General features: G+C 62.2%; 25 protein-coding genes. 13 read left to right on the forward strand and 12 right to left on the reverse strand.

Going from position 1 to position 25525, the window contains the following annotated elements; genetic code table 11:
- Nucleotides 1-2: 2 nt before the first annotated feature.
- Nucleotides 3-1403 (reverse strand): TAXI family TRAP transporter solute-binding subunit, encoded by a 1401-nt coding sequence (locus ACPPVP_RS05235; protein WP_426531936.1) that lies wholly within the window; start codon nt 1401-1403, stop codon nt 3-5.
- 423 nt (nt 1404-1826) lie between these two features.
- On the opposite strand from ACPPVP_RS05235, the gene ACPPVP_RS05240 reads away from it, so the two are divergent.
- Nucleotides 1827-2180, forward strand: a complete 354-nt coding sequence (locus ACPPVP_RS05240; RefSeq protein ID WP_426531937.1) for a DUF3307 domain-containing protein — start codon at nt 1827-1829, stop codon at nt 2178-2180.
- Between the two features lie 199 nt (nt 2181-2379).
- Entirely contained in the window at nt 2380-2784 is a 405-nt protein-coding gene (locus ACPPVP_RS05245; RefSeq protein WP_426531939.1) for a hypothetical protein, read from the forward strand.
- A gap of 135 nt (nt 2785-2919) precedes the next feature.
- Here the strand turns inward: ACPPVP_RS05245 and ACPPVP_RS05250 are convergent, their stop codons facing one another.
- Together ACPPVP_RS05250 and ACPPVP_RS05255 are read right to left on the reverse strand one after the other, a co-directional pair.
- Complete coding sequence (locus tag ACPPVP_RS05250) at nt 2920-3234, reverse strand: YkgJ family cysteine cluster protein (protein WP_426531941.1); 315 nt, start codon at nt 3232-3234, stop codon at nt 2920-2922.
- A 96-nt stretch (nt 3235-3330) separates the two neighbouring features.
- A complete protein-coding gene (locus ACPPVP_RS05255) occupies nt 3331-4029 on the reverse strand; it encodes a helix-turn-helix transcriptional regulator (protein WP_426531943.1) in 699 nt (232 codons plus the stop codon).
- 433 nt (nt 4030-4462) lie between these two features.
- Between ACPPVP_RS05255 and ACPPVP_RS05260 the strand changes: the two genes are divergently transcribed.
- A complete protein-coding gene (locus ACPPVP_RS05260) occupies nt 4463-5194 on the forward strand; it encodes a glutathione S-transferase family protein (RefSeq protein ID WP_426531945.1) in 732 nt (243 codons plus the stop codon).
- A 105-nt stretch (nt 5195-5299) separates the two neighbouring features.
- On the opposite strand, the gene ACPPVP_RS05265 is transcribed toward ACPPVP_RS05260, so the two are convergent.
- Nucleotides 5300-5929, reverse strand: a complete 630-nt coding sequence (locus ACPPVP_RS05265) for a pyridoxamine 5'-phosphate oxidase family protein (RefSeq protein WP_426531947.1) — start codon at nt 5927-5929, stop codon at nt 5300-5302.
- 119 nt (nt 5930-6048) lie between these two features.
- Between ACPPVP_RS05265 and ACPPVP_RS05270 the strand changes: the two genes are divergently transcribed.
- A complete protein-coding gene (locus ACPPVP_RS05270) occupies nt 6049-6942 on the forward strand; it encodes a LysR family transcriptional regulator (RefSeq protein WP_426531949.1) in 894 nt (297 codons plus the stop codon).
- Here ACPPVP_RS05270 and ACPPVP_RS05275 read toward each other — a convergent pair.
- Both ACPPVP_RS05275 and pobA read right to left on the reverse strand, forming a co-directional pair.
- Nucleotides 6939-7367, reverse strand: coding sequence for a PaaI family thioesterase (locus ACPPVP_RS05275; RefSeq protein WP_426531951.1), 429 nt, complete (start codon nt 7365-7367; stop codon nt 6939-6941). The genes ACPPVP_RS05270 and ACPPVP_RS05275 overlap by 4 nt on opposite strands.
- A gap of 249 nt (nt 7368-7616) precedes the next feature.
- Nucleotides 7617-8786: a 4-hydroxybenzoate 3-monooxygenase gene (gene pobA / locus ACPPVP_RS05280; RefSeq protein ID WP_426531953.1), complete on the reverse strand. Its 1170-nt coding sequence runs from the start codon at nt 8784-8786 to the stop codon at nt 7617-7619.
- Nucleotides 8787-9022: 236 nt separating this feature from the next.
- Here pobA and ACPPVP_RS05285 point away from each other — a divergent pair, with 236 nt between their 5' ends.
- The 4 genes from ACPPVP_RS05285 (at nt 9023) to ACPPVP_RS05300 (ending at nt 12420) form a co-directional block, all read left to right on the forward strand.
- Nucleotides 9023-10039 carry a TRAP transporter substrate-binding protein gene (locus tag ACPPVP_RS05285; protein ID WP_426531955.1) on the forward strand — a complete coding sequence of 339 codons (1017 nt, stop codon included), beginning with the start codon at nt 9023-9025 and terminating at the stop codon, nt 10037-10039.
- 78 nt (nt 10040-10117) lie between these two features.
- The gene (locus tag ACPPVP_RS05290) at nt 10118-10627 is read left to right on the forward strand and encodes a TRAP transporter small permease (RefSeq protein WP_426531957.1); all 510 of its coding nucleotides are present in this window, start codon (nt 10118-10120) and stop codon (nt 10625-10627) included.
- A gap of 5 nt (nt 10628-10632) precedes the next feature.
- Entirely contained in the window at nt 10633-11949 is a 1317-nt protein-coding gene (locus tag ACPPVP_RS05295; RefSeq protein ID WP_426531959.1) for a TRAP transporter large permease, read from the forward strand.
- A 9-nt stretch (nt 11950-11958) separates the two neighbouring features.
- Complete coding sequence (locus ACPPVP_RS05300; protein ID WP_426531961.1) at nt 11959-12420, forward strand: DUF3237 domain-containing protein; 462 nt, start codon at nt 11959-11961, stop codon at nt 12418-12420.
- 121 nt (nt 12421-12541) lie between these two features.
- On the opposite strand, the gene ACPPVP_RS05305 is transcribed toward ACPPVP_RS05300, so the two are convergent.
- Nucleotides 12542-12799, reverse strand: coding sequence for a DUF3551 domain-containing protein (locus ACPPVP_RS05305; protein WP_426531963.1), 258 nt, complete (start codon nt 12797-12799; stop codon nt 12542-12544).
- 286 nt (nt 12800-13085) lie between these two features.
- Complete coding sequence (locus ACPPVP_RS05310) at nt 13086-13328, reverse strand: hypothetical protein (RefSeq protein WP_426531965.1); 243 nt, start codon at nt 13326-13328, stop codon at nt 13086-13088.
- 460 nt (nt 13329-13788) lie between these two features.
- On the opposite strand from ACPPVP_RS05310, the gene ACPPVP_RS05315 reads away from it, so the two are divergent.
- From ACPPVP_RS05315 to ACPPVP_RS05335, 5 genes are all read left to right on the forward strand, one after another.
- The gene (locus ACPPVP_RS05315; protein ID WP_426531967.1) at nt 13789-14589 is read left to right on the forward strand and encodes a crotonase/enoyl-CoA hydratase family protein; all 801 of its coding nucleotides are present in this window, start codon (nt 13789-13791) and stop codon (nt 14587-14589) included.
- A 1-nt stretch (nt 14590) separates the two neighbouring features.
- Complete coding sequence (locus tag ACPPVP_RS05320) at nt 14591-16477, forward strand: feruloyl-CoA synthase (RefSeq protein ID WP_426531969.1); 1887 nt, start codon at nt 14591-14593, stop codon at nt 16475-16477.
- 34 nt (nt 16478-16511) lie between these two features.
- Nucleotides 16512-17273, forward strand: coding sequence for an SDR family NAD(P)-dependent oxidoreductase (locus ACPPVP_RS05325; protein ID WP_426531971.1), 762 nt, complete (start codon nt 16512-16514; stop codon nt 17271-17273).
- 13 nt (nt 17274-17286) lie between these two features.
- Nucleotides 17287-17706: an acyl-CoA thioesterase gene (locus ACPPVP_RS05330; RefSeq protein WP_426531973.1), complete on the forward strand. Its 420-nt coding sequence runs from the start codon at nt 17287-17289 to the stop codon at nt 17704-17706.
- 109 nt (nt 17707-17815) lie between these two features.
- On the forward strand, nt 17816-18967 hold the full coding sequence (locus ACPPVP_RS05335) for an ABC transporter substrate-binding protein (RefSeq protein ID WP_426531975.1): 1152 nt from the start codon (nt 17816-17818) through the stop codon (nt 18965-18967).
- Between the two features lie 122 nt (nt 18968-19089).
- Here the strand turns inward: ACPPVP_RS05335 and ACPPVP_RS05340 are convergent, their stop codons facing one another.
- The 4 genes from ACPPVP_RS05340 to ACPPVP_RS05355 form a co-directional block, all read right to left on the reverse strand.
- A complete protein-coding gene (locus ACPPVP_RS05340) occupies nt 19090-21672 on the reverse strand; it encodes an EAL domain-containing protein (protein WP_426531977.1) in 2583 nt (860 codons plus the stop codon).
- Between the two features lie 519 nt (nt 21673-22191).
- Nucleotides 22192-22860 carry a hypothetical protein gene (locus ACPPVP_RS05345; RefSeq protein WP_426531979.1) on the reverse strand — a complete coding sequence of 223 codons (669 nt, stop codon included), beginning with the start codon at nt 22858-22860 and terminating at the stop codon, nt 22192-22194.
- A gap of 163 nt (nt 22861-23023) precedes the next feature.
- Complete coding sequence (locus ACPPVP_RS05350) at nt 23024-23755, reverse strand: ABC transporter ATP-binding protein (protein WP_426531981.1); 732 nt, start codon at nt 23753-23755, stop codon at nt 23024-23026.
- A complete protein-coding gene (locus tag ACPPVP_RS05355) occupies nt 23752-25521 on the reverse strand; it encodes an ABC transporter permease subunit (RefSeq protein WP_426531983.1) in 1770 nt (589 codons plus the stop codon). The genes ACPPVP_RS05350 and ACPPVP_RS05355 overlap by 4 nt, the downstream gene beginning before the upstream one ends.
- Nucleotides 25522-25525 lie beyond the last annotated feature (4 nt).

Here is a 25525-nt window from a genome sequence, read left to right on the forward strand (position 1 = left end):
TTTCAAGCGCTCTGCGCGGTCTTCACGGCCACCACCTTGTCATCCCCGGGCGGCGGGTGCCGCTTGAGATGTTCGCGGCGCAAGCCGATCTCGTCGCGCACGAATTCATAGCCGAGCTTGAACGTGTCCAGCCCGTCGCTTGAAATGGTGCCGTCGCGCAAGCCGATCACCACGCCGCGCAGGACTGCTTCCAGCTCGTCCTGCAATTCGTCGAGCGCATCGAGCGATTTGGCGTATTCCATCCGCTCGCCGATATCGAGAATCGCGGTTGCGAGCTGGCTGGCCTTCTCCGGCGCGACCCGCGTGACCTTGGTGTAGATGGCGGCAAAGATCGAGCCGATGATGCTGAGCGCGGCTAGCCCGACATAGATCAGCTCACTGTAGCGCTCGATGAAGGACTTCGATTCGTCGTTGATGTACTCGGCGGCGCCCGGATGCGCCACGATGAAGGCGTCCTTGTCGGTTGCCGCCGGCTCGATCTTGGACGCGAAGCCGTCGGGAAGCGCGAGCTCGGTCTTGTTCTCGTAGATGATCCGGGCGAGGTCGGCGACGGTCGCGGTCGGCAGCTTGGACTGGGCGACCAGCAGCCATTCCAGCCCGATCGTGTCGAGGTCTTCTTCAGGGACCGCGGGCGAAGCGGACAGCATGCCGGTCGCCACTGTTTCCTCGGAAACGGCCGGATTTTTCCGGGCGATCGATTTTGCCGAATCGATCGCATTCAGGGTGAAGCCGCCGCGCCGGGCGAGTTGCTCGTAGCTCTTGTCCTTTACGATGTGCGAGGCATGCGCGACCTTGATCACGGCGCCAAAGCCCGAGGTGAACAGCCTGTCGAAGGTCGAGCCGGGCGGCGCCATCTGGACCCGGGCCGCCGCATCCGGGGTGTCGGAGAGTTCGAGAATATTGCGTACCAGGGCTACGCTGCTTTCGCTGTCGGCGATGACCGCGATCTTCTTTTTCTTCAGGTCCGCAATCGTCTTGATCTTCTTGCCGCCGGGACTGATCAGCAGGAACAGGTCATGATCGAGAATTGCCAGTGAGCGGGCGCGAGGCGGAATCCTGGCGTCGGTGCGCAAAATCGCCAGATTTGCCTCTTTGCGATCGAACTGCGACAGCGCCTTTGCATTGTCGCCGCTGGGCACGATCTTGAGACGCAGCCGCGAGGAATTATTCTTCAGCACCGTCGCCAGCCGGGCAGCGAAGCGCGCCTCGGGACCAGTGGACTCGCCGACGGCAAACACCAGCGTCTCGGAATTGCGCAGCCAGGTCCGGCCGCCCCATACCACGGCGGCGGTCAGGGCCAAGGTCAGGACGGAAAACAGCAGGATCTGGGTCCGGTTGCTCTTGACGACCCGCGAACGGCGACGCGGCATTTCCGGATGCGGCGTTGGGGCTTCAGCACTCATCGCTCGTACCCCGGGATCAGGGACGTGTCGCCGCCGCGCAGGCCGCAGGCCGTCCGAATGAATTCGTAAATACCTAGAAAAGAACGATAATTTTGCCTGCGGGCCAATGATAGCTCGCTCCTGTGGGATTGCAAACCGCGCCCGGCGGTAACCTTACCCCCGCGGGCCATGCCGCGCGCCCGCACCGCAGTATCGCAGTTCCGCCACACCGTGCGATTTTCAGACTACCCACAGGTGCATTCCGGCGCGGGAGATGTCATAAATAAAGGCAACGTTCGAACAGTCCGGGTTTGACAACAACATTGCGCTGACAGCCTAGGTCCCGGTTTTTTTTCGCCACCTCTCCAGTCCCAGAAAAGGGCGTCAGCTTTGTTGTTTCCTTCGATGTCGTCCTCGGTCCCGGTTGGTGCGCTGATAGGATGGATGCTGCTTCTTACCGTGAAGCACATCATTGCCGATTTCATGCTGCAGAATTCCTGGATGGCGATCGGCAAGGATCAAAAGACCGGCTGGGCCTTGCCGCTATTGGCGCATTGCCTCGTGCATCTTGCGGTCGCGTTGGCGCTGATCCTGATCGTCGCGCCGCGATTCTGGTTCGTCGCCTTCATCGACTTCGCCATTCACATCACCGTCGACCGTATCAAGGGGATCTTCGCTTCCCGCTACGGCGTGACGATGGAGAACGAGCATCCGTGGTTCTGGACGCTGATCGGCGTCGACCAGGCGCTGCACCATCTCACCGGTTTCGGCCTGTCGATCTTCATGGCGGCGAACTGATCCTGCGTGGCCAGCGGCGTCGGCCTGCTTTGTTTCAATTCTGCTCCGGCATCTGAAGGCCAGCATCCACGCTGGCGCGAATCATGTCGCGGTTCCAATTCAGTTGCGGCTGACAAGTCCCCCCGGAACACTACTGATGCGCGTGGTTAACCTTTCATTAGCGTATTGCATTGCATCTTCCGGACAGGGAGAACCCGCAATGTTTTCAAGCCGTGACGCCTTCGAGAACGATTTCTGTCCGGTCCGCGACGAGTTGCTCGGCGAGATGTATCGGGCCAACGCAAACGGCCTGCCGCTTCTGGTGGAGAGCGTTTCGTCCGAGGTCCGCGCCATGCTGGCGCTATTCTGCTATCGTCGCAGCCATCTTCACGCGCTGGCTGTTGCGATCGCTGCGAGCTGCACCGAACGCGAGCTGATCCATCTCGGCGGCCGGGTCGGTTCCACGCTCTATGCACTGTCGCGCGAACCCGCCGGGCGGTCCGTCTCGGCGTCATCCCATGGCGGGCGCAAGCCGATCACGCTTTCGACCAAGCCGCTTTCGACCTTCAAGCCGATCGAGGACGAGGTCGACGATGATGATTTTGCCGAAGCGGTGACGGCGTAAGCCCTTCCGTCGTTCCTGCGAACGCAGGAACCCATACGCCGCGGCCGTATTTATTGGCACGCGGGTCGACGTCCTTCTTCAACAACGCAACCCTGTGGTTATGGGTCCCTGCGTTCGCAGGGACGACAACTCATATCACGCCAGCACAGGCAATCCGTGCCGCTTCCGCGCCATCGCGCATTCGACATCGCCGGGCATGCAGGTGCGGCACACGTCGGGCCGCACCGCATAGATCAGGCATGCCGTCGCCTCGCCGACCTTGCCTGACAGCGCCGAACAGCGGTTACCGTCGCAGCGCATTCCCGACAGTCGTTCGTTGACGAATCTTTCCGGGATCTGGTCGAGCGCCGCATCGTCCTCGATCGTGAAACGCGGCCAGTTCTGCGAATAGCTGCAGCAGGCGCCGCAGGCCTGGCAGGGGCTGTCGTGATCGGCGGCGATTCGAGGCATGCCTGCGTTTAATCCCAAATGACGGCCGCGGCCAGCTCCCCGTGCCAGGCATGCACTCCAGGTATCCCTTTCAGGTATCCTTTTCAGGTATCCTTTTCAGGTATCTTTGGGCGCTTCCCAGACCAGGCTCCGCCGCCATTTCGCCCGCAGGATGTCGCGGCGCTCCGGATATTTTTCGTCGTGATACATGGCATCGACGACGCGGTCGGTGCGAAAACTGCGGAAATCCTTGCGCAGCTCGCACCACGCCGCGAGTATCCGCACCGCCTCGTGATAGCCGACCGCGATCGGCCAGATCGTACGCTGGCTGTCGCGGCCGTGCTCGTCGCGATAGTTCAGCGTGATCTTTTTGCCCTCGTGGATTTGCGTCCGTGTCCGCACCATGTCGATACGGTCCGGCTCCCGGTTCCATGCCGATCGGGCGCGGCTGGCCGGCTCCAGCACGAAGGGCCGCAGGCGCTCGGGCACGGTTTCGGCGACTTTCGCCATCAGGTCCTGGGCCGCGCGTGCCAGTGCGGGATCGGCATGGCCGACCACCCACTGCGCGCCGAGCACGCAGGCCTCGATTTCATCGGGCGTGAGCATCAAGGGCGGCAGGTCGAATCCCTTCTCCAGGATGTAGCCCACGCCGGCTTCACCGCGGATCGGCACCCGCTGCTCGATCAGGGTCGTTATATCGCGATAGATGGTTCGCTTCGACGTCTCCAGCTCGGCGGCAATGGCATCCGCCGTCAGGGGTTTGCGGGTGCGCCGTAGCACCTGAATGATCTGGAACAGCCTGTCGGCCCGTCGCATGGCTCGTTCTCTTTTCTCAAAGCCGCTCTTTTCTAGAAGGTACCTGTCCGATGCTGACAGCATGTTGGCAGCAGGGGGTGGGTATATCGGGACAACACCTCAAGTGAAGGGAATTTGTCCATGACGATTTTCAGTGAATTCGGCCCCCTAGGAAGCCGCGGACCTCTCGTAAATGCCCAGGGATTTGCGTTGGAACAGCTGGTTTCCATCCAGTGCGTCACCACCGACCTGCGCTGGGCGATGGTTGAGCTGGCGTGGCGCTCATTCACAGCAATGTGCGTCTTTGCGCAAGGGCAGCTTGTGTCGTGGGCGCGCAAGGTCCGTACGCCGCGGTCCGAAGCGGGCCGCGGCCGCCATTGCTGCTGCTGACACCATGGTGGCAGCAGGGGGGCGCTAGCCTCGGGGCACGTTTTCAGGAGATCGGGAGACCAGCATGATTACCCTTTACGGCTTCGGCGCCGGTTTCGGCCTGCCGGAGATCAGCCCCTTTGTGACCAAAACCGAGGTCCAGCTGAAGATGGCCGGTCTTGCCTATCGCAAGGAGAGAGCCAAGCCGCCGGCCTCGCCGAAGGGGCAATTGCCCTACATCGTCGATGAGGCCGAGACGATCGCCGACTCCACGTTTATTCGCGCGCACCTGGAAGCCAAATACGGTTTCGATTTCGATGCGCCGCTCAGCCTGCAGGCGCGGGCGCAGGCCTGGGCCTTCGAGCGGATGATCGAGCACCACGTCTATTGGGCGCTGGTCGGCGCGCGCTGGGTCGATGGCGACAATTTTGCCAAGGGCCCGGCGCATTTCTTCGACAGCGCCCCGGTCCATCTGCGCGAGAAGATGCGCGAGGACGCGCAATTTCGCGTCGCCGAGAATTACCTGCTCAGCGGCCTCGGTCGCCATGCGCCCGAAGAGGATATCGATCTCGCCGTGCGCTCACTCTTTGCGTTGTCGGTCCAGCTCGGCGACAAGCCGTTTCTGATGGGCGAAACGCCCTGCGGCGTGGACGCTACCGCCTTCGGCGCGCTCGCTGGAATTTTGACGCCGTTCTTCGAGTCAGCGCTGCGGCAGCGGGTGGAGCAGTTCGCCAACCTCACGGCCTATGTCGACCGGATGATGCTGCTGTACTATCCGGAATTCGCCTGGGCGCCCGTGCAGCAACAGGCTGCGTGATGCCCATAGCGTTTTCGAGCGAAGTGGATTCCGGTTCGCGTTAAGAAAACCCGTCAAAAGAGCAGATGGCGCCCGGTTCTGATTTGATCAGAACCGACAAGTCTCCTAGGTCGCCGAGGCGGACTGGCCCTGCAGTGCAGCCAGTTCTGCTTCGAGCTCGGCGATGCGGGCGTCGCGCACAGCAAGCGCCTGCGCCACGTCGGCGGCATCGAACTTCTGCGGGATGTGCTGCGGGCAATTGGTGTCCCAGGCCGAGATCTTGAACAGGATGACCTGTTCGGGCCGCGCCTTGTAGCCCTGCGGCATCAGCGATTTCGTCAAAGCCGGATCGTCCTCCACCACACGTGCATCACCCCAGATCTTCACGCGCCGGCGATGCGCATAGTCCATCACGAAAATATGCCCCTTCGGATTCTCCGACAGGTTTCCCTGCGTGATGTACTGCCGGTTGCCGCTGTAATCGGCAAACGCGATGGTGTTCTTGTCGAGGATTTTGACAAAACCCTTCGGGCCGCCGCGGTGCTGGATATAGGGCTGGCCGTCCGCAGAGGCCGTCGCAAGGAAGAAGCTGTTGGTCTCGGCGAGGAAGCCGGCGAGATTTTCGTCGATCTCGGTACGCCAGCCGCCACGCTCCTCGACATGGGCATAGCCCTCGCGCGAACCCTTGCGGGTCTGGATCGCCTTCACCGCCGGGGTAAAGGCGACGTCGCTGGAATAGGTGTGAACGTCAGACATCTGAACCTCCCATGGTTGGGCGTCGAAACGATCGTCCTTCCGCTCCAAAGTGGACATTCCCACAAATAAAACAATTCAGCGGATTGACACTACACTATTGCCATATATGCAATAATACGATGGACCGGATCGATGCCATGCAGGCCTTCGTCGCCGTGGCTGACCTGCGGGGCTTTGCCCCTGCGGCGCGCAAGCTTGGCCTGTCGCCCTCGGGCGTCACGCGGCTGATTGCGGCGCTGGAGGAGCGTCTCGGCGCGCGGCTGCTGCAACGGACTACGCGGCAGGTGACGCTGACCGACGCCGGCTCACGCTACCTGGAGCGCGCGCGACGGATCCTGGCCGATATCGAGGAGGCTGAGGACGCCATCGAGGGCGAGCGCACGCGGCCGGAGGGGCAACTCGTCATTTCGGCGCCGGTCGGGTTCGGCCGGCTGCATGTCAGCGGAATCGTGACCGCCTACCTGAAGCGCTATGGCGACGTCGGCGTCGACCTCCGTTTGTCCGATCGCATGATCAACCTCGTCGAGGATGGTGTCGATCTCGCGGTCCGGATCGGCCATCTGCCCGACTCGACCCTGGTGGCGCGCCACGTCGGCGAGATGAGGCGGATCGTGGTGGCCTCGTCAGGCTATCTCAAGGCGCGCGGCGAGCCGAAACAGCCACAGGAGATCGCCGCGCATGACACGATCCAGTTCGGCGCCATGATGACGGCGCTCGACTGGCGATTCGTCGAGGACGGCCGCGAGATCCGCGTTGCCAGCACACCGCGATTCGCCACCAACAGCTCGGATGCCGCGATCCAATATGCGGAAGCGGACGGCGGGCTGACGCGGGTGCTGGCCTATCAGGCCGCCGAATCGTTGAGGGCAGAGCGCCTCAAAATCGTATTGGCGCGATTCGAGCAGCCGGCGGTGCCGATCCACATCGTCTATCCGACCTCGCGGCTGTTATCCGCCAAGGTTCGGACCTTCATCGATCTCGTGACCGAGATCGCCGACTGGAATTTTGACTAGGAGACCGGCGCCTTCTTCGGCACCACGCGGAATGTGGCATTGGCGCGCGCGATGACGACGCCGTCGGCCTTGATCAGGCTCTGCACGAAGCAGATCGTCTTGCCGGTCTTGACGACGTCGCTCTCGACAGTGAGCCATTGCCCGACCTCGGCGGTGCCGATGAAATCGACTGCAAGTGAGATCGTCACCAGCGACGACACGCCGCCCATGACATAACCGCAGGAATGGCCCATGGCGTTGTCCGCGAGTGCCGCGATCAGTCCGCCGTGGATCAGGCCGCGGCCGTTGGTGTGCGGCTTGGCAAGCCGCAGCCCGATGATCACGGCCTTGTCGGTCTGCTTCGAATACAGCGGCTCCCAGGGATCGGTTAGCGGGCTCCTACGGGTGCGGCGCTCAAAGCCTTCGGGGATGTCGGTAGCGGTCATGTGCGGCTCGCTTTGCAATGATGTTTGTCGTCATTGAACGCAACACGCCGTGCGAAGTCACCACCTACAAAGTTTTAAACGGGATTACGGCGGGTGTTTAAATCTATCATGGTGTCGTCACCTGCAGGCGGGTGACCCAGTATTCCAGCCGTAGGGTGGGCAAAGCGAAGCGTGCCCACCATCTCTCAGCGTGCTCGGTGATAGATGGTGGGCACGTCGCTTCGCTCCTTTGCCCACTCTACGGCCCGCCTAAAACGGCAACCCCACGTAATTCTCCGACAGCGAGGCGGAGGCTGCCTTCGAGTTGACGACATAGTCCAGCTCGGCGAGTTGAATGCGGGCGCCGAATTCGCCCTCGTCAGGGAATTTGTGCAGCATCGAGGTCATCCACCAGGAGAAGCGCACCGCCTTCCAGACCCGCGCCAGCGCGCGTCCCGAATAGCCGTCGATGCCGGCGGATGATTTCTCGTCGTAGTACTCGCGGAACGCCTGCGAGAGATAATGCACGTCGCTGGCGGCGAGGTTCAGCCCCTTGGCGCCGGTCGGCGGCACGATGTGGGCGGCGTCGCCGGCCAAAAACATCCGGCCGAAACGCATCGGCTCGGCGACGAAACTGCGCAACGGCGCGATGCTCTTTTCGATCGAGGGGCCGGTGACGAGTTCGTCCGCCGCCTTCTGGTCGATCCGGCGCTTCAGTTCGTCCCAGAACCGCTCGTCCGGCCACTGCGCGATATCGTCGTCGAGCGGGCATTGCACGTAATAGCGGCTGCGCCGGGTCGAGCGCATGGTGCAGAGTGCAAATCCCCGCGCGTGGTTGGAATAGATCAGCTCGGGACTGACTGGCGGGGTTTCCGACAGGATGCCGAGCCAGCCGAACGGATAAATCCGCTCATAGGTCTGGATCGCCGACGGTTTTACGCTGGCGCGGCTGACGCCGTGAAAGCCGTCGCAGCCGGCGATGAAGTCGCATTCGATCTCGTGCGTGAGGCCATCCTTGACGTAGCTGACGCGCGGGTGGTCGGTGTCGAAATCATGCGGCTTGACGTCGGTGGCCTGGTAGACCGTGGTGAGGCCGGCAGCCTTGCGGGCGTTCATCAGGTCCAGCGTCACCTCGGTCTGGCCGTAGATCATGACGGTCTTGCCGGTAGCGGCATGCATGTCGATGCGGTGGCGTGCGCCGCCGAACGCGAGTTCCACGCCATGGTGGACCAGTCCCTCGCGATGGGCGCGTGCGCCGGCGCCGACTTCGTCGAGCAGCGCCACCGTGCCTTCCTCGAGCAGGCCGGCACGGATCCGGCCGAGCACATATTCCGGCGTCTGGCGCTCGAGAATGATGTTTTCGATCCCATAGAGGTCTAATAGTTGCCCAAGCAACAATCCTGCCGGACCTGCACCTATGATTGCTACTTTTGTCCTCAATACCCGCTCCCCGATTGCTGTAGTCTGCGGGCAGGTCACCCGCGGACTTGCCCCGATAATTATATCATATAACAGTCTTGGCAAAGCACGTCGGCGCTAAAACTGTGAAGCGCAGTTCGCCGCACCGCAAAAACGGTGCGACCGGATGTCCGCCTTGAAAAAGCGGGCGGACTAGATAACATGTTAAATAACGGGGCCGCACCTAAAAGGCCTGTCATGCCAGGGGAGGAATGTCCATGAGGAAAGCGTTGTTGGCGCTGCTGCTTGCCGCCGGCGTCACGCCTGCGCTGGCGCAGGAAAAGACTTTTGACCTGAAGATTTCGCACTGGGTGCCGGCCTCGCACCCGCTGCAGAAATCGCTGGAAGACTGGGCCGCTGCGGTCGAGAAGGATTCCGGCGGCACCATCAAGTCGAAAGTGTTCCCGGCCCAGCAGCTCGGCAAGGCATTCGACCATTACGACATGGCGCGCGATGGCATCGCCGATGTGACTTACGTCAATCCCGGCTATCAGCCCGGCCGCTTCCCGATCATCGGCGCCGGCGAGATGCCGTTCCTGATGTCTGATGCCAAGGGTGGCTCGATGGGGCTCGACGCCTGGTACCGCAAATATGCCGAGAAGGAGATGAAGGACGTCAAGTTCTGCCTCGCCTTCGTTCACTCTCCATCGTCGTTCCATTCCCGCACCAAGAAGATCGTGGTGCCCGACGACGTGAAGGGCATGAAGGTGCGTCCGGCGCACGCCACCATGGCGAATTTCGTGACGCTGCTTGGCGGCACCAACGTGCAGTCGTCCGCGCCTGAAGTCCGCGACATCATCGAGCGCGGCGTCGCCGACGCCGTCACCTTCCCGTGGGGATCGCTGGTGCTGTTCGGCATCGACAAGGTAACCAAGTTCGACATGGAGGCGCCGCTCTACACCACAACCTTCGCCTTCGTGATCAACAAGGACAAATACAACGCGATGTCCGACAAGCAGAAGAAGGCGATCGACAATAACTGCAACACCGAGGCCGCGGGCAAGGTCGGCGAGTTCTGGGGCAAGATGGAGGACGCCGGGATCGACAAGGTCAAGGCGGAGTCCGGCCATGAGGTCTACAAGCTCACGCCGGAGCAGATCGGACTTTGGAAAAAGGCTGCCGAACCGTTGGTCAAGACCTGGGGCGAGGGCGTCAAGAAGAACGGCGGCGACCCGGACGCAGCGCTGTCCGAGCTCAAGGCTTCGCTCACCAAGTACAACGCGCTCGCACAGTAGACGCGTATATATCCTCCGGCGGCAGGGATCTCCTGCCGCCGTTCCTCCTTTTCCCACCGGCACCCGTTCGGAGCGGACATGAATCGCGCGTGGATGGATCGCTTCATCGACACCATCGAATGGATCGCCGCCGGCTTCGTCGGCATCGTCGCCCTCAACATCTTCGTCGGCGTTCTGCTGCGCAACACGCTCAACTATGCAATCCCGGATTCCTTCGACATCGGGCGCATGCTGCTCGGCATCCTCATTTTCTGGGGGATCGCCGCCACCTCCTATCGTGGCGGCCATATCACCGTCGACCTGATCTGGGCCAATGTCGGCCCAAAGTACCAGCGCATGATCGACGTGTTCGCGACGTTGGTCCTGCTGTTCGTGGTGTCGGTGCAGACCTGGACGCTGTTCGACAAGGTGCGCACCACCTACAATGACAACGTTCTTACCTTCGACATGCACATGCCGACCTGGCCGTTCTTTGCGATCGCTTGGGCCGGCGACGGCGCTGCCGTGCTTCTGATCGCGATCCGCACCTACCGGCTGATCTTCCATCCCGAAGATATCCATGATGCCAAAGTGAAGACGGTGGAGTAGGCCGCATGGGCACCGACGCCGTCGCCGTCCTTGGATTTGTCGCGCTGTTTGCGCTGATGCTGCTGCGCGTGCCCGTCGGCATGGCGATGGGCCTCGTCGGCGTCTGCGGCTTTGGTTACCTGGTCGGCTTCGCGCCGGCGCTGAAGTTGGTCGGCCAGACCTCGATGCGCACGGTGACCGACTATACTTTCGGCGTGATCCCGATGTTCCTGCTGATGGGAACGTTCGTCAGCAATTCCGGCATGAGCCGCGAACTGTTCCGCGCCGCCAACGGCTTTGTCGGCCATCTGCGCGGCGGGCTCGGCATTGCGACCGTCGCAGCCTGCGGCGGCTTTGCCGCGATCTGCGGCTCGTCGGTCGCGACCGCCGCGACGTTCTCGGCTGTGGCCTATCCCGAGATGCGCCGCTTCGGCTATCCGCAATCCTTTGCCACCGGCGTGATCGCCGCCGGCGGCACGCTCGGCGCCATGCTGCCGCCGTCCACCGTGCTCGCGGTCTACGGCATCATCACCGAGCAGGACATTGGCAAGCTGTTCATCGCCGGTATCATTCCCGGCATACTCGCCATGACCATGTACATGCTGACGATCGCGCTGATCGGCTGGTTCCGTCCGAACTTCCTGCCGACCGGTCCGCAAACCACCTGGCGCGAACGCTTTGCCGGCCTGAAGAACATCTGGGCGCCGGTGCTGTTGTTCATCTTCGTGATCGGTGGGCTCTACGGACTGCCGTTCCTGCCGCGCTTTACGCCGACCGAAGCCGGCGGCGTCGGCGCCACCGGTGCGTTCCTGATCGGCCTGTTCACCGGGCGGCTCGATAAGGAGAAGATACTGGCCTCGCTGCTGCAGGCGACCCGCACCGCGGCTGCGGTGTTCACGGTGCTGATCGGCGCATTGATCTTCGGCTATTTCCTGACAGTGACCCAGACCCCGCAGAAGGTTACGGAACTCCTCACCGGCCTCGGTCTCGGTCCCTACGGCATCCTCGCTTTGATCATGGTGATGTATCTGGTGCTGGGCTGCCTGATGGATGCGATGGCCATGATCATCCTGACCGTGCCGATCATCTTCCCCGTCATCATGCATCTTGGTTTCGATCCGATCTGGTTCGGCGTCATCATCGTGATGACGGTCGAACTCGGCCTGATCCATCCGCCGGTCGGCATGAACGTGTTCGTGATCAAGAGCGTGGTGAAGGACGTGTCGTTCTCGACCATCTTCCGCGGCGTGATTCCGTTCGTGGTCACGGACCTGATCCGGCTGGTGATCCTGATCGCATTCCCGATATTGGCGCTGTGGCTGCCGCAACGTATGGCCGGATAGGATGGCCCGATGACCCCGCAGCTTTCGACGAAGTATGTTTTCACGATCACCGCGCGGATCGGCGACGTGACTTCAGCGGGCGAGATCGGCACCGGTGTGCGCCGGATCATTCCCATCATCGGCGGGGAGGTGAAAGGCGAGGGGATCAATGGCAAGGTCTGCCCGTTCGGCGCCGACTTCCAGATCATCCGGCCCAACGAACTGATCGAGCTGGAGGCCAAATACGCCTTCGAGACCGACGACGGCGCGGTGGTCTATGTCGAAAACAAGGGCCTGCGCTTCGGTCCGGTCGACTTGCTGCAAAAGTTGAAGCGTGGCGAGCCGGTCGATCCGAAACTGATCTATTTCCGCACCGTGCCGCGGTTCGAGACCGGTAGTGAAAAATACCGCTGGTTGATGGAAAACCTGTTCATCGGCTCCGCCGCCCGCCACGCCGACCGAGTGGTGATCGACGTGCATCAGGTGCTGTGACTTTCCGGCCCTGCAGGGGCGCACAGCTATTATTGAATCGAAATGGACTTTTGTTTCGTGCGCGAATTCTGAAATGACCCCGGCGCACGCAACGATTTGAGACGCGTCGCGACCGTGTCGATCATCGCACTTGGTAAGGTCGCCAGCCGCGCTGTTGCCATCCGTATGCAAATCGAGGATTCACGCCACAATACGAAAATGTTCCGGAGGCCGAAGCCTGGCACTGCTGGTAGCTCGTATACCGACACAAACCCGGGTAGCCGTAATCTCTGCCTTGTAGGCAGTAGGGATAATCGTAGGGATCGCTGGGTTGAGCAGATGCCGATAGCGCTGTGAACACCATGGCTACAAACGCTGCGGCTCCAATGGACTTGCGCATTTCAATTTCTCCTGATGCCAAACCGCTCCGAATCGAAGCATCTCTCGGGTCGCCGAAGCGCAGAACACCTTATCGATTTAAACTTGGTAACCTTTTCAGACTCTTCCATGGCTCGTAACCCGTCCATCTACTCAGCGTTTAAGAGGGCGTCAGGTCAATCGAAATGCACGCGCGCGACTTGATAGCGCCGAAGTCCCCTGACGGATCAAACGGTCCCGGTCATTTCGACGGCCTCCGCTCGACGTCGATGGTCGCTACGAGCCGTTCAATCTCGCCTAATCGCGGATCAGCCGCAGACTCGCACCCGGCGGACCCGCCAGCCATGGCCGTCCCAGAAACGCTGGGTCACCCATTCGCAACTGCCAAAATCGTCGTATGGCCCGCGACCTGCTCCGTAAGGGGCGGGCCAAGAATAGCGGTCCGGAGCCGTGACGCCCGCGGCGCCGCCACGCTGTGCGCTTACGGGCGTCGCGGCGAGCGAACCCACGATCGTAGCCACCGCGACGAAGGCAGCAAATGTCCTCTTCATTCCAGGGGCCCTCCTTGCAAGATGACGCCTTCGGTCAGCGCCGGTGGACGGTCAATCTCCAGCGGGGCATCGTATCAGGCCAACTGAGTGCATTGATAGGGGTTGGCTTCGAGTCGCTTGTCGCAAGTCCTGATGTCCGTTGTGAGTCAGTCAATCGCGTCGAGTTTGACATCTCTGCGGCATGTCCAGTCAGGGGAACGAGAGGTCATGTTCGGTCGGAGCCACGTCATTGCGAGCCAACGGGTCGCGCGAATGCCCGCCCCGCGACGAGCGCAATTGCGCCCGCACAGTGATGACAGGCTCCGCGAAGCAATCCATTGTCACCTCGCGTACGGAAAGGTGGATTGCTTCGCTTCGCTCGCAATGACGGTGGCGCCAGCAGGGGCCCACAGATCCATATTGACTCCGTCCAAAATCGTTATAAAATATAACTATTCTGCACAGGAAGTAAAACGCGCCCATGGGAAACGCCTCCACCGCCGCTGCGGGTTCATCCGACCTGCTCAAGATCGAGCAGACGGGCGCGGTGCTGACCGTGGGCCTCAACCGCCCGGCCAAGCGCAATGCGCTGAATGACGGCATCATCCTCGCGATCCAGGACTGCTTCTCCAATCTTCCCGAGGGAACGGGCGCCGTGGTCATCCATGGCGTCGGCGATCACTTCTCCTCCGGCCTCGATCTGTCCGAACTGACCGAGCATGACGCCACCGAGGGCCTGCGCCATTCGCAGATGTGGCACCGGGTATTCGACCGCATCCAGTATAGCCGCGTTCCCGTGATCGCGGCGCTGAAGGGCGCGGTGATCGGTGGCGGACTGGAACTGGCCTGCGCGGCACATATCCGTGTCGCCGAACCATCGGCCTATTTCGCGCTGCCCGAGGGCCAGCGCGGCATCTTCGTGGGCGGCGGCGGATCGGTGCGGTTGCCGCGGCTGATCGGCGTGGCGCGGATGATCGACATGATGCTCACGGGGCGGGTCTATTCGGCCACTGAAGGCTCGGCGTATGGTTTCTCGCAATATCTCACGGAGGCCGACGGCGCGCTTCCGAAGGCGCTGGAACTGGCCGAAAGAGTGGCTGCGAACGCCCCGCTGACCAATTTCGCCGTGCTGCAGGCATTGCCGATGATCGCGGAGGCCAATCCGCAGGCCGGCCTGTTGATGGAATCGTTGATGGCAACGGTGGCGCAGAGCGACAAAGAGGCCAAGCGCCGCATTCGCGCGTTTCTCGATCACAAGACCGCAAAGGTGAAGCCGACCTGACATGAGCGCCAAGCCCAGCATGTCCGCCTCGACCGACAAAGCCGCGCGCGCCGATCATCCGCTGCGCCCGATCTCGTTCGGCACGCCCGCGGTGCATGTCGAGCGCCGCGATGACGGCACCATCTATCTGCGCCCGAAGGCGCCGTTGCTCGACTATCCCGTGCGCCTCACCGACCGCCTGCATCATTGGGCCGCAGCCGTGCCCGATCGGGTCTTTATGGCGGAACGCAACGCCGCGCGGGGCTGGCGGCAGATCACCTATGCGGAGTTGCTCGCCTCCTCGCGGCACATCGCCTCCGCGCTGCTGGCACGCGGGCTTTCCGCCGAAAAACCGGTCGTCATTCTCTCCGGCAACTCGATCGATCATGCATTGATCGCGTTCGGCGCGCTCTATGCCGGCATTCCCTTCTGCCCGGTCTCGCCGGCCTATTCGCTGGTGTCGCGGGACTACGGCAAGCTCAGCTATCTGATGAAGCTATTGACGCCCGGCCTCGTCTTCGCCGACGACGCCTCGAAATTCGCCGACGCGCTGGCTGCCAACGTGTCCCATGGCATCGAGATCGCGGCCTCGCGCGGCACGGTGGCCGGTCGCAACGTAACTGACCTCGCTGTTCTGATGGCTGCGCCATTGCATCCGCGCCTCGACGCAGTACACGAGGCGATCGGCCCTGACACGATTGCAAAATTCCTGCTGACATCGGGATCGACGGGCAATCCGAAGGCCGTCATCAACACCCAGCGCATGATCTGCGCCAACCAGGTGATGCTGCGCGAGACGCTGGCGTTCCTGAAGGACGAGCCGCCCGTCATCGTCGACTGGCTGCCATGGAATCATACGTTCGGCGGCAATCACAATATCGGGCTGACGCTGTACAATGGCGGCTCGATGTATCTCGACGAGGGCAAGCCGATGCCCGGCGGCATCGAGGAGACCGTGCGTAATCTGCAGGAGATTTCGCCGACGGTCTATTTCAACGTGCCCAAGGGTTATGAATCGCTGCTGCCCTATCTGCGCGACGATCCCGCCTTGCGCAAAAAATTCTTTGGCCGGCTGCATGCAATGTTCTTCTCGGGCGCCGCGCTGTCAGCCTTTGTCTGGAACAGTCTCGACGAACTTTCCGTCCAGGAAACCGGCTATCGCGTGCCGATGCTGACCGGCCTGGGCGCCACCGAGACTGCGCCGTTCTTCATGTCGGTCAATCCGCACACCAGCCGTTCCGGCCATGTCGGGCTGCCGGTGCTGGGCAATGATGCCAAACTCGTGCCCAACAACGGCAAGCTGGAAGTTCGCGCCAAGGGGCCGAACGTGATGCCGGGCTACTGGCGTCAGCCTGACATGACGGCGAAAGCCTTCGACGAGGAAGGCTTCTACAAAATGGGCGATGCGCTGAAACCAGTCGACCCCGATAATTTCGACGCCGGGTTCGATTTCGACGGCCGCACCGGCGAAGACTTCAAGCTCGCCAGCGGCACCTGGGTCAGCGTTGGGCCGTTGCGGGCGCGCTTCGTTGGCGCTTGCGCGCCTTTGGTGCGCGACGTCGTCATTGCCGGCATCAACCGCGATGAAATATCGGCGCTGGTGGTGCTCGACCTCGACGGCTGCCGCCTGATCAATCCAACGCTTCCGCTCGACGACCTGGCCGCTGCGGCGTCCGACCCGCTGATCGTTGCGGCCTTCCGCGAGCGCTTCCGGGCGCTTGTCGCGGGCGCGACCGGCTCGTCGACCCGGATCACGCGCGCGGTGCTGCTCGATGCGCCGCTGTCGATCGATCGCGGCGAGGTCACCGACAAGGGCTCGATCAATCAGCGCGCGGTATTGGAAAATCGCGGCGCGCTGATCGAGGAGATTTATTCGCCCGCGCCGCCGGCGCAGGTGATTACGCTGTAGCCGAATTCGCACAAAGCTTGTCAGGGAGAGCACCATGCAGTTGAAGGACCAGGCCGCCATCGTCACCGGCGGCGCATCCGGATTGGGCGCAGCAACCGCGCGCCGGCTCGCAGCGCAGGGCGCCAAGGTCGCGGTCTGCGATCTCAACGCAAAACTTGCCGAAACCGTCGCCACCGAGATCGGTGGCGTTGCCGTGATCTGCGACGTTTCCGACGCAGCCTCGGCGGAAGCTGCGATCGCCAAGGCCGCGGCGGCCCACGGCCCGGCGCGCGTGCTGGTGAACTGCGCCGGCATCGGCGTCGCCAAGCGCGTAATCGGCAAGGAAGGCCCGATGGCGCTCGGCGATTTCGACAAGGTAATCAAGGTCAATTTGATCGGCTCCTTCAACATGCTGCGGCTGGCGACGGCGGGCATGTCGAAGCTGGAGCCGCTTGCGACCGGCGAGCGCGGCGTGGTGATTTCCACGGCTTCCGTCGCAGCCTATGATGGCCAGATCGGTCAGTCCGCCTATTCGGCCTCGAAGGGCGGCATCGTCGCCATGACGCTGCCGATCGCGCGCGAACTGGCGCAGTTCGGCATTCGCGTGCTGACGATCGCGCCCGGCCTGTTCCTTACGCCGCTGCTCGCCAATTTGCCGCAGGAAGCACAGGACTCGCTTGCCGCCTCGATCCCGTTCCCGCGCCGGCTCGGTCAGGCCGACGAGTTCGCCTCGCTGGCGCTGCACATGATCGACAACCCTTATTTGAACGGCGAAGTGGTGCGGCTCGATGCCGCGCTTCGCATGGCACCGCGCTAGGATATTCCAGCTCATGTTCATTAACCGGCGCGACGTGCAGATCCAGTGGGGCGATTGCGACCCCGCCAACATCGTCTACTACCCGCGTTATTTCGCGATGTTTGACGATTCGACCTCGATCATGTTCGAAGCCGCCGGCTTTTCGAAGCAGGACATCATCCACAAATACGGCCTGGTCGGCATACCCATGGTGGATACAAGGGCAAAATTCCACATTCCCTCGACCCATGGTGACTGGATCAGGATCGAAAGCCGGATCGAGAGTTTCAAGCGATCCTCTTTCGAGGTGCTCCACAACGTGTTCAAGGGCGAGGCGCTGGCGATCGAGGCGTTCGAGACCCGCGTGTTGGTCGGCAAGCATCCGGACGATCCGGCGAAGCTCAAATCGGCACCGATGCCCCCGGAGATCATCGAACGATTCATGCGGGACTGACTCAGTTCTCCTCGGGGCTGACTCAAGTCCCCGCATGACCTAAAGAAGGGGCTGAATAGCCCACGGGATTTTGCTTAGAACGATAAATAGACAATCAAGGGAGGAATGAATGAAGAAGGCCTTTTTGTCCGCTGCAGCCGTTGCAGCGGCTCTCGCCCTGCCGGGTTCGCCCGCGCTCGCGCAGACCAACGAAATCACGATCGGCATTTCCGTTACCACGACGGGACCGGCGGCCGCCCTTGGTATTCCCGAGCGGAACGCACTCGACTTCGTGCCGAAGGAAATCGGCGGCGTGCCGATCAAGATCATCGTGCTCGACGACGGTGGTGATCCCACGGCAGCGACCACCAATGCGCGGCGCTTCGTGACGGAATCCAAAGCCGATATCATCATGGGTTCTTCGACGACGCCGCCGACGGTCGCGGTCTCCACCGTCGCGAACGAGGCGGGAATTCCGCATTTCGGCCTCGCGCCGTTCCCGATCAACGAAGCGCGCATGAAGTGGTCGGTGGCCATGCCGCAGCCGATCCCGATCATGGGCAAGGTGTTGTACGAGCACATGAAGGCGCATGGCATCAAGACCGTCGGCTATATCGGCTACTCCGATTCCTATGGCGACCTCTGGGTCAACGACTTCAAGGCGCAGGCCGTTCCGATGGGCCTGACCATGGCCACCGAAGAGCGCTTTGCCCGTCCGGATACCTCGGTCGCCGGGCAGGTGCTGAAGCTCGTCGCCGCCAATCCGGATGCGGTTCTCGTCGGTGCCTCCGGCACTGCCGCAGCCCTGCCGCAGAGCACGCTGCGTGAGCGCGGTTACAAGGGGCTGATCTACCAGACCCACGGCGCCGCCAGCATGGACTTCATCCGTATCGCCGGTCCTGCGGCGGAAGGCGTGATCATGGCCTCGGGTCCGGTGATGTCGCCTGAATCCCAGCCTGACAGCGCGCTGACCAAGAAGCCGGGGCTCGCGCTCAACACTGCCTACGAAGCAAAATACGGCGTCAACAGCCGCAGCCAGTTTGCAGGCCATTCCTACGATGCGTTCGAAGTGCTCAAGCGTATCGTGCCGGTGGCATTGAAGACGGCGAAGCCGGGCACGCCGGAATTCCGCGAGGCGCTCCGCCAGGCCATGACGTCCGAGAAGGACATCGCGGCAAGCCAGGGTGTCTACAACTTCACCGAAAAGGATCGCTACGGCCTCGACGACCGCTCGCGCATCATCCTGACCGTGAAGGACGGCAAGTACACCCCGGCGAAGTAAGGTGCGCGGTCTGTAGGGTGGGCAAAGCGTAGCGTGCCCACCATAGATAGGCCAGCAAGAGAGATGGTGGGCACGGCGCAAGTGCGCCTTTGCCCACCCTACGGAAGCCGGAGATCGTTTGCCTAACCGCCTGTGGAAGCGATCAGCAACGACGGCGTCGGTTGCGAGCGCGCCTCCTCGATGCTCTTGCGCATCATCCGCGCCTGCTCGGCGACGTGGTCGAGCAGCCATCGCTCGAATGCTTCGGGCGACATCGGACGCGCGCAGAGATAGCCCTGCACGACGTCGCAGCCGAGCGCAGCCAGCAGTTGGCGTTGCCCCTCGGTTTCGACGCCCTCGGCGACCACGGCCATTTTCAGGCTCTGGCCGACGCGGACGACGGCGGTGGCGATTGCGAGTGCACTGGCGTCGCGCTCGATGTTGCGCATGAAGCTGCGATCGATCTTCAATTCGCGGATCGGCAGATGCGCCAGCCGGCTCAGGCTGGAATAGCCAGTGCCGAAATCGTCCAGCGACAGGCCGACGCCGAGCTTGCGGATCGCATTCATGGTTTCGATCGCCGCCGAGCGCTCGTTCACGAGCACGCCCTCGGTGATCTCGAGCATCAACGTTTCATGCGGGAGGCCGTTGGCCGCGATGGTCTCCGCCACCACGGCGGCGAGCTTCGCATTCTGGAAATTGAGCGGCGACAAATTGACCGCCACGCAGGGGACGTCCAGCCCGGCATGGCGCCATGCGGCCATTTGCCGGCACGCCTCGCGGATCGACCACAGGCCGATCTGCTCGATCAGGCCGACTTCCTCGGCCAGCGGGATGAATTTCGAAGGCGGGACGTCGCCGAGATCAGGATCGTGCCAGCGCGCCAGCGCTTCGACGCCGTAGAGAGCGCCGTCGACGGTTCGGGTCTGCGGTTGATAGACGAGCGTCAACCGGTCATTGGCGATGGCTTGGCGAAGCGCCGCGCTGAAGACGAGCCGCTGCTCGGCGAGCCGGTTCATGTCGGCGCTGAAGAAGCGGTGGGTGGAGCGGCCCGCTTGCTTGGCCTTGTACATCGCCGCATCGGCCTGCTGTATCAGCGTATCGATATCGGTGGCATTGTCGGGATAGATGCTGATGCCCATGCTGGCGGAAATCGGCACCTGCCGGTTGTCGATCCATAGCGGCGACGCCAGCGCTTCGGTGATGTTGGAGGCGACCAGCGAGGCGCGCGCCGGATCGCAGTTCGGCAGCGCGATGACGAACTCGTCGCCACTCAGGCGTCCCAGCAGGTCGGACGGCTGGATGCGCCCGCGCAGCCGTTTTGTAAACTCGATCAGCAGGGCGTCGCCGGCCGAATGTCCCAGCGTGTCGTTGACGTCCTTGAAGTGATCGAGGTCAAGAAATATCAGGGCGAGCTGCTTTTCCGCAGGACAGTCCGCGATGGCCTGGTTGATCAGCTCGCGCAACTGCGCGCGGTTCGGCAGCCCGGTCAGCATGTCGTGATAGGCAAGCCGGGCGATCTGGGCCCGCGCTTCCTTTCGCTCGATCGCCAGCGCACCGAGGTGAACGCAGGCCTCGACGATCCGCTGATGCCAGCGGCTCGGCGCCCGAGGCTCCCTGAAATAGAAGGCGAAGGTTCCGATCACGCGGCCATCCTTGGCCTTGATCGGCGTCGACCAGCAGGCCTTCAGGCCGACCTCGAGCGGCCGCCTCTTGTACGGCTGCCAGCGCGGATCGGTGTCGAGATTCTCGGCCAGCACCGGCGTGCCGTAATACGCGGCCGACCCGCACGAGCCGACGTCCGGACCAATGGCGATGCCTTCAAGCGCGCGGGAGTAATCGTCAGGCAGGCTGGGTCCACCCAGCGGGTGCACCAGCCCGTCCGAATCGACGTGCAGCACCGAAGCGACGACATCGGGTGCGATGGTTTCGACGCGCCGGCACAGCTGGTCGGCGATCTCGGTGAGCGGAAGCTCGTCGGCCAGCGCGGCCATGATCAGTTGCTGCAGCGACCTCAGCTGCTTGTTCTCGCTGATATCGGTCAACAGGGCGAAGGTGTATTTGACCCGTCCGCGCGCGTTGCGGAACGGCTTGACCATGGCCGAGACCCAAATTTCATCGCCGTTCTTGTCGTAGGCCAGGATTTCCTCTTCAGCGCCGCTGTCATCGAAGATTCGGCGGGGCAGCTTCCCCAGCGTCTTGCGATCGGTGAATCGGCCGCCAAGCAAGTGGTGCGCCTGTCGCCCTTGCGCTTCTTCAGGCGAGTATCCGAACAGTCCGGAGAACGCAGCGTTGGTATAGACGATCTGTAGCTTCCGATCGGTGACGACGACGGCGCGGTTGGTCTTGTCGGCCACCAGATTGAGCAGCGCGATCCTCTCACGTCGTTCGACCTCCGCGGTGGTGTCACGAACGAAGACCATGCAGTTGGCTCGGCCGCCGATCTCGACACCCGACACCGATAGCTGAGCCCGGATCCGGCTGTTGTCGCTGCGCCGGATCGTGATCTCAGATTCGTCGCCATTTTTCAATTCATTGAAGCCAAGACAGTGTGCATCGCAGCCGAGAACCTCCGCGCGCCGCACGCCCCAGATCGATTCGGCAGCGGCGTTGAAATGGCGTATGCACAGATCGCTATCGACAATGACGATAGCCTCGCTCGCCTGCTCAAGCGCGGCCAGCAAGAACTCGGCGGTATCGATCGTGGGGGAATCGGAAGCGCGCATCGTCTGACCTTGTGATCCGCCGGCCGCCATTAACGTCCGGCATCGGACTGAAAATGACTGCTGTATCGCAAGGTTAGAAGGCCGCGCGTGATCAGGAAGTTGTGCAACTCACTACGAGCGGACGGTAACTCGCATCATGCTTAAGATTTCGTTAGTGAAAGGAGTGGATTGGTTCGGTCGAAAATGCATCAAAGCAGACATCCGGTGAAACAGTAACCTCAGCCACTAGGATTCCGTAGACTTGCGCCGCCGGTGAATGACCGGTTCGCTTTTCAGCGGCGCACAAGAGCTTCTTTCCGCTTCTTCCCTCGTGGATTCGGAGCTTGTCCACACTTGCTGGACACCGTTGAAGAACAAATAGCGGCAGTGTTTCTTGTAAAACGGTACCGGATAGTCATCACTTAGTCGTGCAGTTATTATCTCGGATCCAACCAGGACCCCGCGATTGAGAAAGTAGGCAGCCAACAAGAATACCGCCAATCCCAACAAAACCCAGCGCGTTGGCGATAATCGCATCCGCTATTCTTCCATGCATTTGAGAATGAAGGTCGTGCGGTCCCTGGGCAAAACACCCTCATGAACGGCCTGCTGTTGGCATTTCATCTGCTCCACGTGCGCGGCCAGTGCCTTGGTGCGCTGCTCTTCAACGACTGTATCGGCCACTCTTATCATCCTCACCTTGATCGGTGATCCATCCGATTCGAACTGGAATTCGTATTTTCGTCCCTTTCCATCGGCGGCATTACAAGTCACACTGGATACCTGCTGTGCAGCAAAATTTCCGATCTGCTTGCACATTCCAGTCGACAGCTCGACGGATGGCGTTGGCAACCCATCGACCTTGGGTCTGTCTTTTGATTTCAACAGCATTCGGTCGATCGATAATTCATACAGGGTGTCCTGCTCTCTCTTACTTTTCTCGCCTGAAAACGTAACGATGTGACTATCGTCGTCGGGATCGTTCAAGGGGACGGTGAAGCCGGATCGGCCCCCAGGACTGTGGGAAAAGGCCACGGTCGTACATGAGAAATCGCGCTCGGCAATTTTCAGGACGCTGCACTTGCCGTTCATCGATGCGAACACGTCGATCTCAGGTCCCCGCCGCTCGGCCTCGTCAGCAAAAACGGCGACTGAAACAACCGAAAACGACACGAACGCAACGGCGGCAATCCGCCAACAGATGCGCATGAAAATATCCCCAAGCCAAAATCGAGTGTAATCTGCGGGTTTCCATATGAAAACGCAATGGAGTCACCAGGCTCGACGGGACGTCAGGCGATTTCCTGCTTAGGTCCAGAACGCACACCAAAGCGGACGCCCGCCGACTACCCTGAACTCGTAGGGCAGTCCGCTAAATCCCGCTCGCGCCTTCGTGCTGGAATCCGAGATAGCTTGCCGCGACACGCTGGTTGCTGGCGATATCCGTTGCCGATCCGCTCAGGATGAATTCGCCGAGCTCCATGACGTAGGCGCGGTCGGCGATCTTGAGAGCAGCTTGCGCGTTTTGCTCGACCAGCAGCACCGACACGCCGGCGGCGCGCAGTTCGCCGATGGTGCGGAAGATGTCGGCGACGATGATCGGGGCGAGGCCAAGGCTCGGTTCGTCCAGCATCAGCAGTTTTGGCGCGCCCATCAGCGCGCGGCCCATCGCGAGCATCTGCTGCTCGCCGCCGGAGAGCGTGCCGGCCAGTTGCTTGCGCCGCTCCTTCAGCCGCGGAAACAGCGTGTAGACTTTTTCGAACGAATTTACTGCGGTGGCCTTCGGAATCCGGAAAGCGCCGAGCTCCAGATTGTCCTCGACATTCATGGTGCCGAACAATTCGCGGTGCTCGGGCACGAGAGACAAACCCGCCGCGACGCGATCCTCGATGTCGAGCGGAGCCATGTCGTCGCCGGCGAACGCTGCACCCCCCTTGAGCGGCAGCACGCCCATGATGGCGTTCAGCAGCGTGGTCTTGCCGGCGCCGTTGGCGCCGATGATGGTGACGATCTCGTTGTCGGCGACATCGAGCGACACCGAACGCACGGCTTCGACCTTGCCGTAGGAAACATGGGCGTCGGAGACCGATAACAGCGCGCTCATGCGGTAGCTCCGAGATAGGCCTTGATCACGTCGGGATTGGTCTTGATCGCAGCCGGCGTCCCCTCGGCGATCTTGGTGCCGAAATCCAGCACCACGATGCGGTCAGCGAGATCCATCACAAAACCCATGTCGTGCTCGACCAGCAGCACCGACATGCCGCCGTCGCGCAATTGACGGAGCAGCGCCGCGAGCCGCTGCTTCTCCATGTGACGCAATCCCGCCGCCGGCTCATCGAGCAGCAGCAGCAACGGATCGACGCATAACGCGCGCGCAATCTCGACGATGCGCTGCTGGCCGAGCGACAGGCTTCCCGCCAACTGGTCGATCTGGTCGCCGAGGCCGACGCGCTCGATCTGGCGCGCGGCTTCCGCCAGCAGCTTCGCCTCGTCGGCGCGGTCGAACCGGAACATGCTTGAGATCGCGCCCGAAGACCCACGCAGATGCGCGCCGATCGCGACGTTCTCCAGCACGGTCATGTCGGGCACCAGCTTGACGTGCTGGAAGGTGCGCGCGACGCCGAGTTTGACGACTTCCTGCGGCGGGGCATTGTCGACCTTGTGGCCCAGCACCGAGATGGTGCCGCCGGTCGTCGTCAGCACGCCCGTGATCAGGTTGAAGGTCGTGCTCTTGCCGGCGCCGTTGGGACCAATAAGCGCGACGATCTCGCGCGCCTGGACCTCGAAGGAAACGTCGTTGACGGCAATCACGCCGCCGAACTGCTTGCGCGCTTTTTCGATCTGCAGCAGCGCGGCAGCGGAGGCCGGCGCGCGCTCGCGCTTGGCAAGGGGAAGCGATGTGTCGGGCACCTTGCGGCCGGGCTTGAGCGGCAGACGCGCCATCAGCCAGGGCCAGACGCCGGTTGGCGCCAGTTGCAGCAGCACCACCAGCAGGATGCCGAACACGATGGTTTCGAGCTGGCTCTGGCCGCCAAAGACATACGGCAGATAGCTCTGCAGCACCTCTTTGAGGATGACGACGATTCCGGCGCCGAGCACCGCGCCCCAGACATAGCCCGCGCCGCCGACCACGGCGATGAACAGATATTCGATGCCGGCCTGCGCGCCGAACGGCGTTGGATTGGCGGCGCGCTGGAAATGCGCATAGAGCCAGCCGGACAGGCCGGCGAGAACCGCCGCATAGATGAACACCAAAAGCTTGGCGCGCGGCGTCTGCACGCCGAACGCTTCGCCGGCGATATGCCCGCGCCGCAGCGCGCGGATCGCGCGACCGGTGCGGGAGTCCAGAAGGTTCATGGTCAATAGCGCCGAAATCAGTACCGCGATCCAGATCGCGAAATAGATCGAGCCGGGATCGAGCATTTTGAAATTGCCGATCGAGAGCGGCGGGATGCCCGATATGCCGTCATTGCGGCCGAGGAATTCCAGCTTGCTGAACAGATAAAACAGCCCGATGCCCCAGGCGATGGTGCCGAGCGGCAGATAGTGGCCGGATAGCCGCACCGTGACGATCCCGAGCAGGACAGCCGCCACGCCGCTGACCAGCAGCGAGAGCGGCAATGTCAGCCACGGCGAAAAACCGTAGGCCGTCGTCAGCACCGCGGTGGTGTAGGCGCCGAAGCCGCAGAAGGCTGCCTGGCCGAATGACGTGAGGCCGCCGACGCCGGTCAGCAGCACCAGCCCCATCGCCACCAGGGCGGCGAGGCCGATATTGTTGAGCAACACGATCCAGAACGGCGGAACGCCCGGAATGAACGGGATCGCCGCCATGACGAGTGCGAAGATGAGGACAGGAAGCCGCTGATGCATTGCC

The organism is Bradyrhizobium sp. McL0615, from assembly GCF_049993905.1.
In the GTDB taxonomy this organism is placed as follows: domain Bacteria; phylum Pseudomonadota; class Alphaproteobacteria; order Rhizobiales; family Xanthobacteraceae; genus Bradyrhizobium.

Coding starts and splice junctions, on each gene's coding strand:
- ACPPVP_RS05330 (WP_426531973.1), top strand. CDS start 17,287: ATGTTCATTAACCGGCGCGACGTGCAGATCCAGTGGGGCGATTGCGAC.
- ACPPVP_RS05335 (WP_426531975.1), top strand. CDS start 17,816: ATGAAGAAGGCCTTTTTGTCCGCTGCAGCCGTTGCAGCGGCTCTCGCC.
- ACPPVP_RS05350 (WP_426531981.1), bottom strand. CDS start 23,755: ATGAGCGCGCTGTTATCGGTCTCCGACGCCCATGTTTCCTACGGCAAG.
- ACPPVP_RS05295 (WP_426531959.1), top strand. CDS start 10,633: ATGGGCACCGACGCCGTCGCCGTCCTTGGATTTGTCGCGCTGTTTGCG.
- ACPPVP_RS05245 (WP_426531939.1), top strand. CDS start 2,380: ATGTTTTCAAGCCGTGACGCCTTCGAGAACGATTTCTGTCCGGTCCGC.
- ACPPVP_RS05275 (WP_426531951.1), bottom strand. CDS start 7,367: ATGACCGCTACCGACATCCCCGAAGGCTTTGAGCGCCGCACCCGTAGG.
- ACPPVP_RS05285 (WP_426531955.1), top strand. CDS start 9,023: ATGAGGAAAGCGTTGTTGGCGCTGCTGCTTGCCGCCGGCGTCACGCCT.
- ACPPVP_RS05235 (WP_426531936.1), bottom strand. CDS start 1,403: ATGAGTGCTGAAGCCCCAACGCCGCATCCGGAAATGCCGCGTCGCCGT.
- ACPPVP_RS05265 (WP_426531947.1), bottom strand. CDS start 5,929: ATGTCTGACGTTCACACCTATTCCAGCGACGTCGCCTTTACCCCGGCG.
- ACPPVP_RS05260 (WP_426531945.1), top strand. CDS start 4,463: ATGATTACCCTTTACGGCTTCGGCGCCGGTTTCGGCCTGCCGGAGATC.
- ACPPVP_RS05345 (WP_426531979.1), bottom strand. CDS start 22,860: ATGCGCATCTGTTGGCGGATTGCCGCCGTTGCGTTCGTGTCGTTTTCG.
- ACPPVP_RS05310 (WP_426531965.1), bottom strand. CDS start 13,328: ATGAAGAGGACATTTGCTGCCTTCGTCGCGGTGGCTACGATCGTGGGT.
- ACPPVP_RS05250 (WP_426531941.1), bottom strand. CDS start 3,234: ATGCCTCGAATCGCCGCCGATCACGACAGCCCCTGCCAGGCCTGCGGC.
- ACPPVP_RS05355 (WP_426531983.1), bottom strand. CDS start 25,521: ATGCATCAGCGGCTTCCTGTCCTCATCTTCGCACTCGTCATGGCGGCG.
- ACPPVP_RS05240 (WP_426531937.1), top strand. CDS start 1,827: ATGCTGCTTCTTACCGTGAAGCACATCATTGCCGATTTCATGCTGCAG.
- ACPPVP_RS05300 (WP_426531961.1), top strand. CDS start 11,959: ATGACCCCGCAGCTTTCGACGAAGTATGTTTTCACGATCACCGCGCGG.
- ACPPVP_RS05340 (WP_426531977.1), bottom strand. CDS start 21,672: ATGCGCGCTTCCGATTCCCCCACGATCGATACCGCCGAGTTCTTGCTG.
- ACPPVP_RS05325 (WP_426531971.1), top strand. CDS start 16,512: ATGCAGTTGAAGGACCAGGCCGCCATCGTCACCGGCGGCGCATCCGGA.
- ACPPVP_RS05290 (WP_426531957.1), top strand. CDS start 10,118: ATGAATCGCGCGTGGATGGATCGCTTCATCGACACCATCGAATGGATC.
- ACPPVP_RS05320 (WP_426531969.1), top strand. CDS start 14,591: ATGAGCGCCAAGCCCAGCATGTCCGCCTCGACCGACAAAGCCGCGCGC.
- ACPPVP_RS05255 (WP_426531943.1), bottom strand. CDS start 4,029: ATGCGACGGGCCGACAGGCTGTTCCAGATCATTCAGGTGCTACGGCGC.
- ACPPVP_RS05270 (WP_426531949.1), top strand. CDS start 6,049: ATGGACCGGATCGATGCCATGCAGGCCTTCGTCGCCGTGGCTGACCTG.
- ACPPVP_RS05315 (WP_426531967.1), top strand. CDS start 13,789: ATGGGAAACGCCTCCACCGCCGCTGCGGGTTCATCCGACCTGCTCAAG.
- ACPPVP_RS05305 (WP_426531963.1), bottom strand. CDS start 12,799: ATGCGCAAGTCCATTGGAGCCGCAGCGTTTGTAGCCATGGTGTTCACA.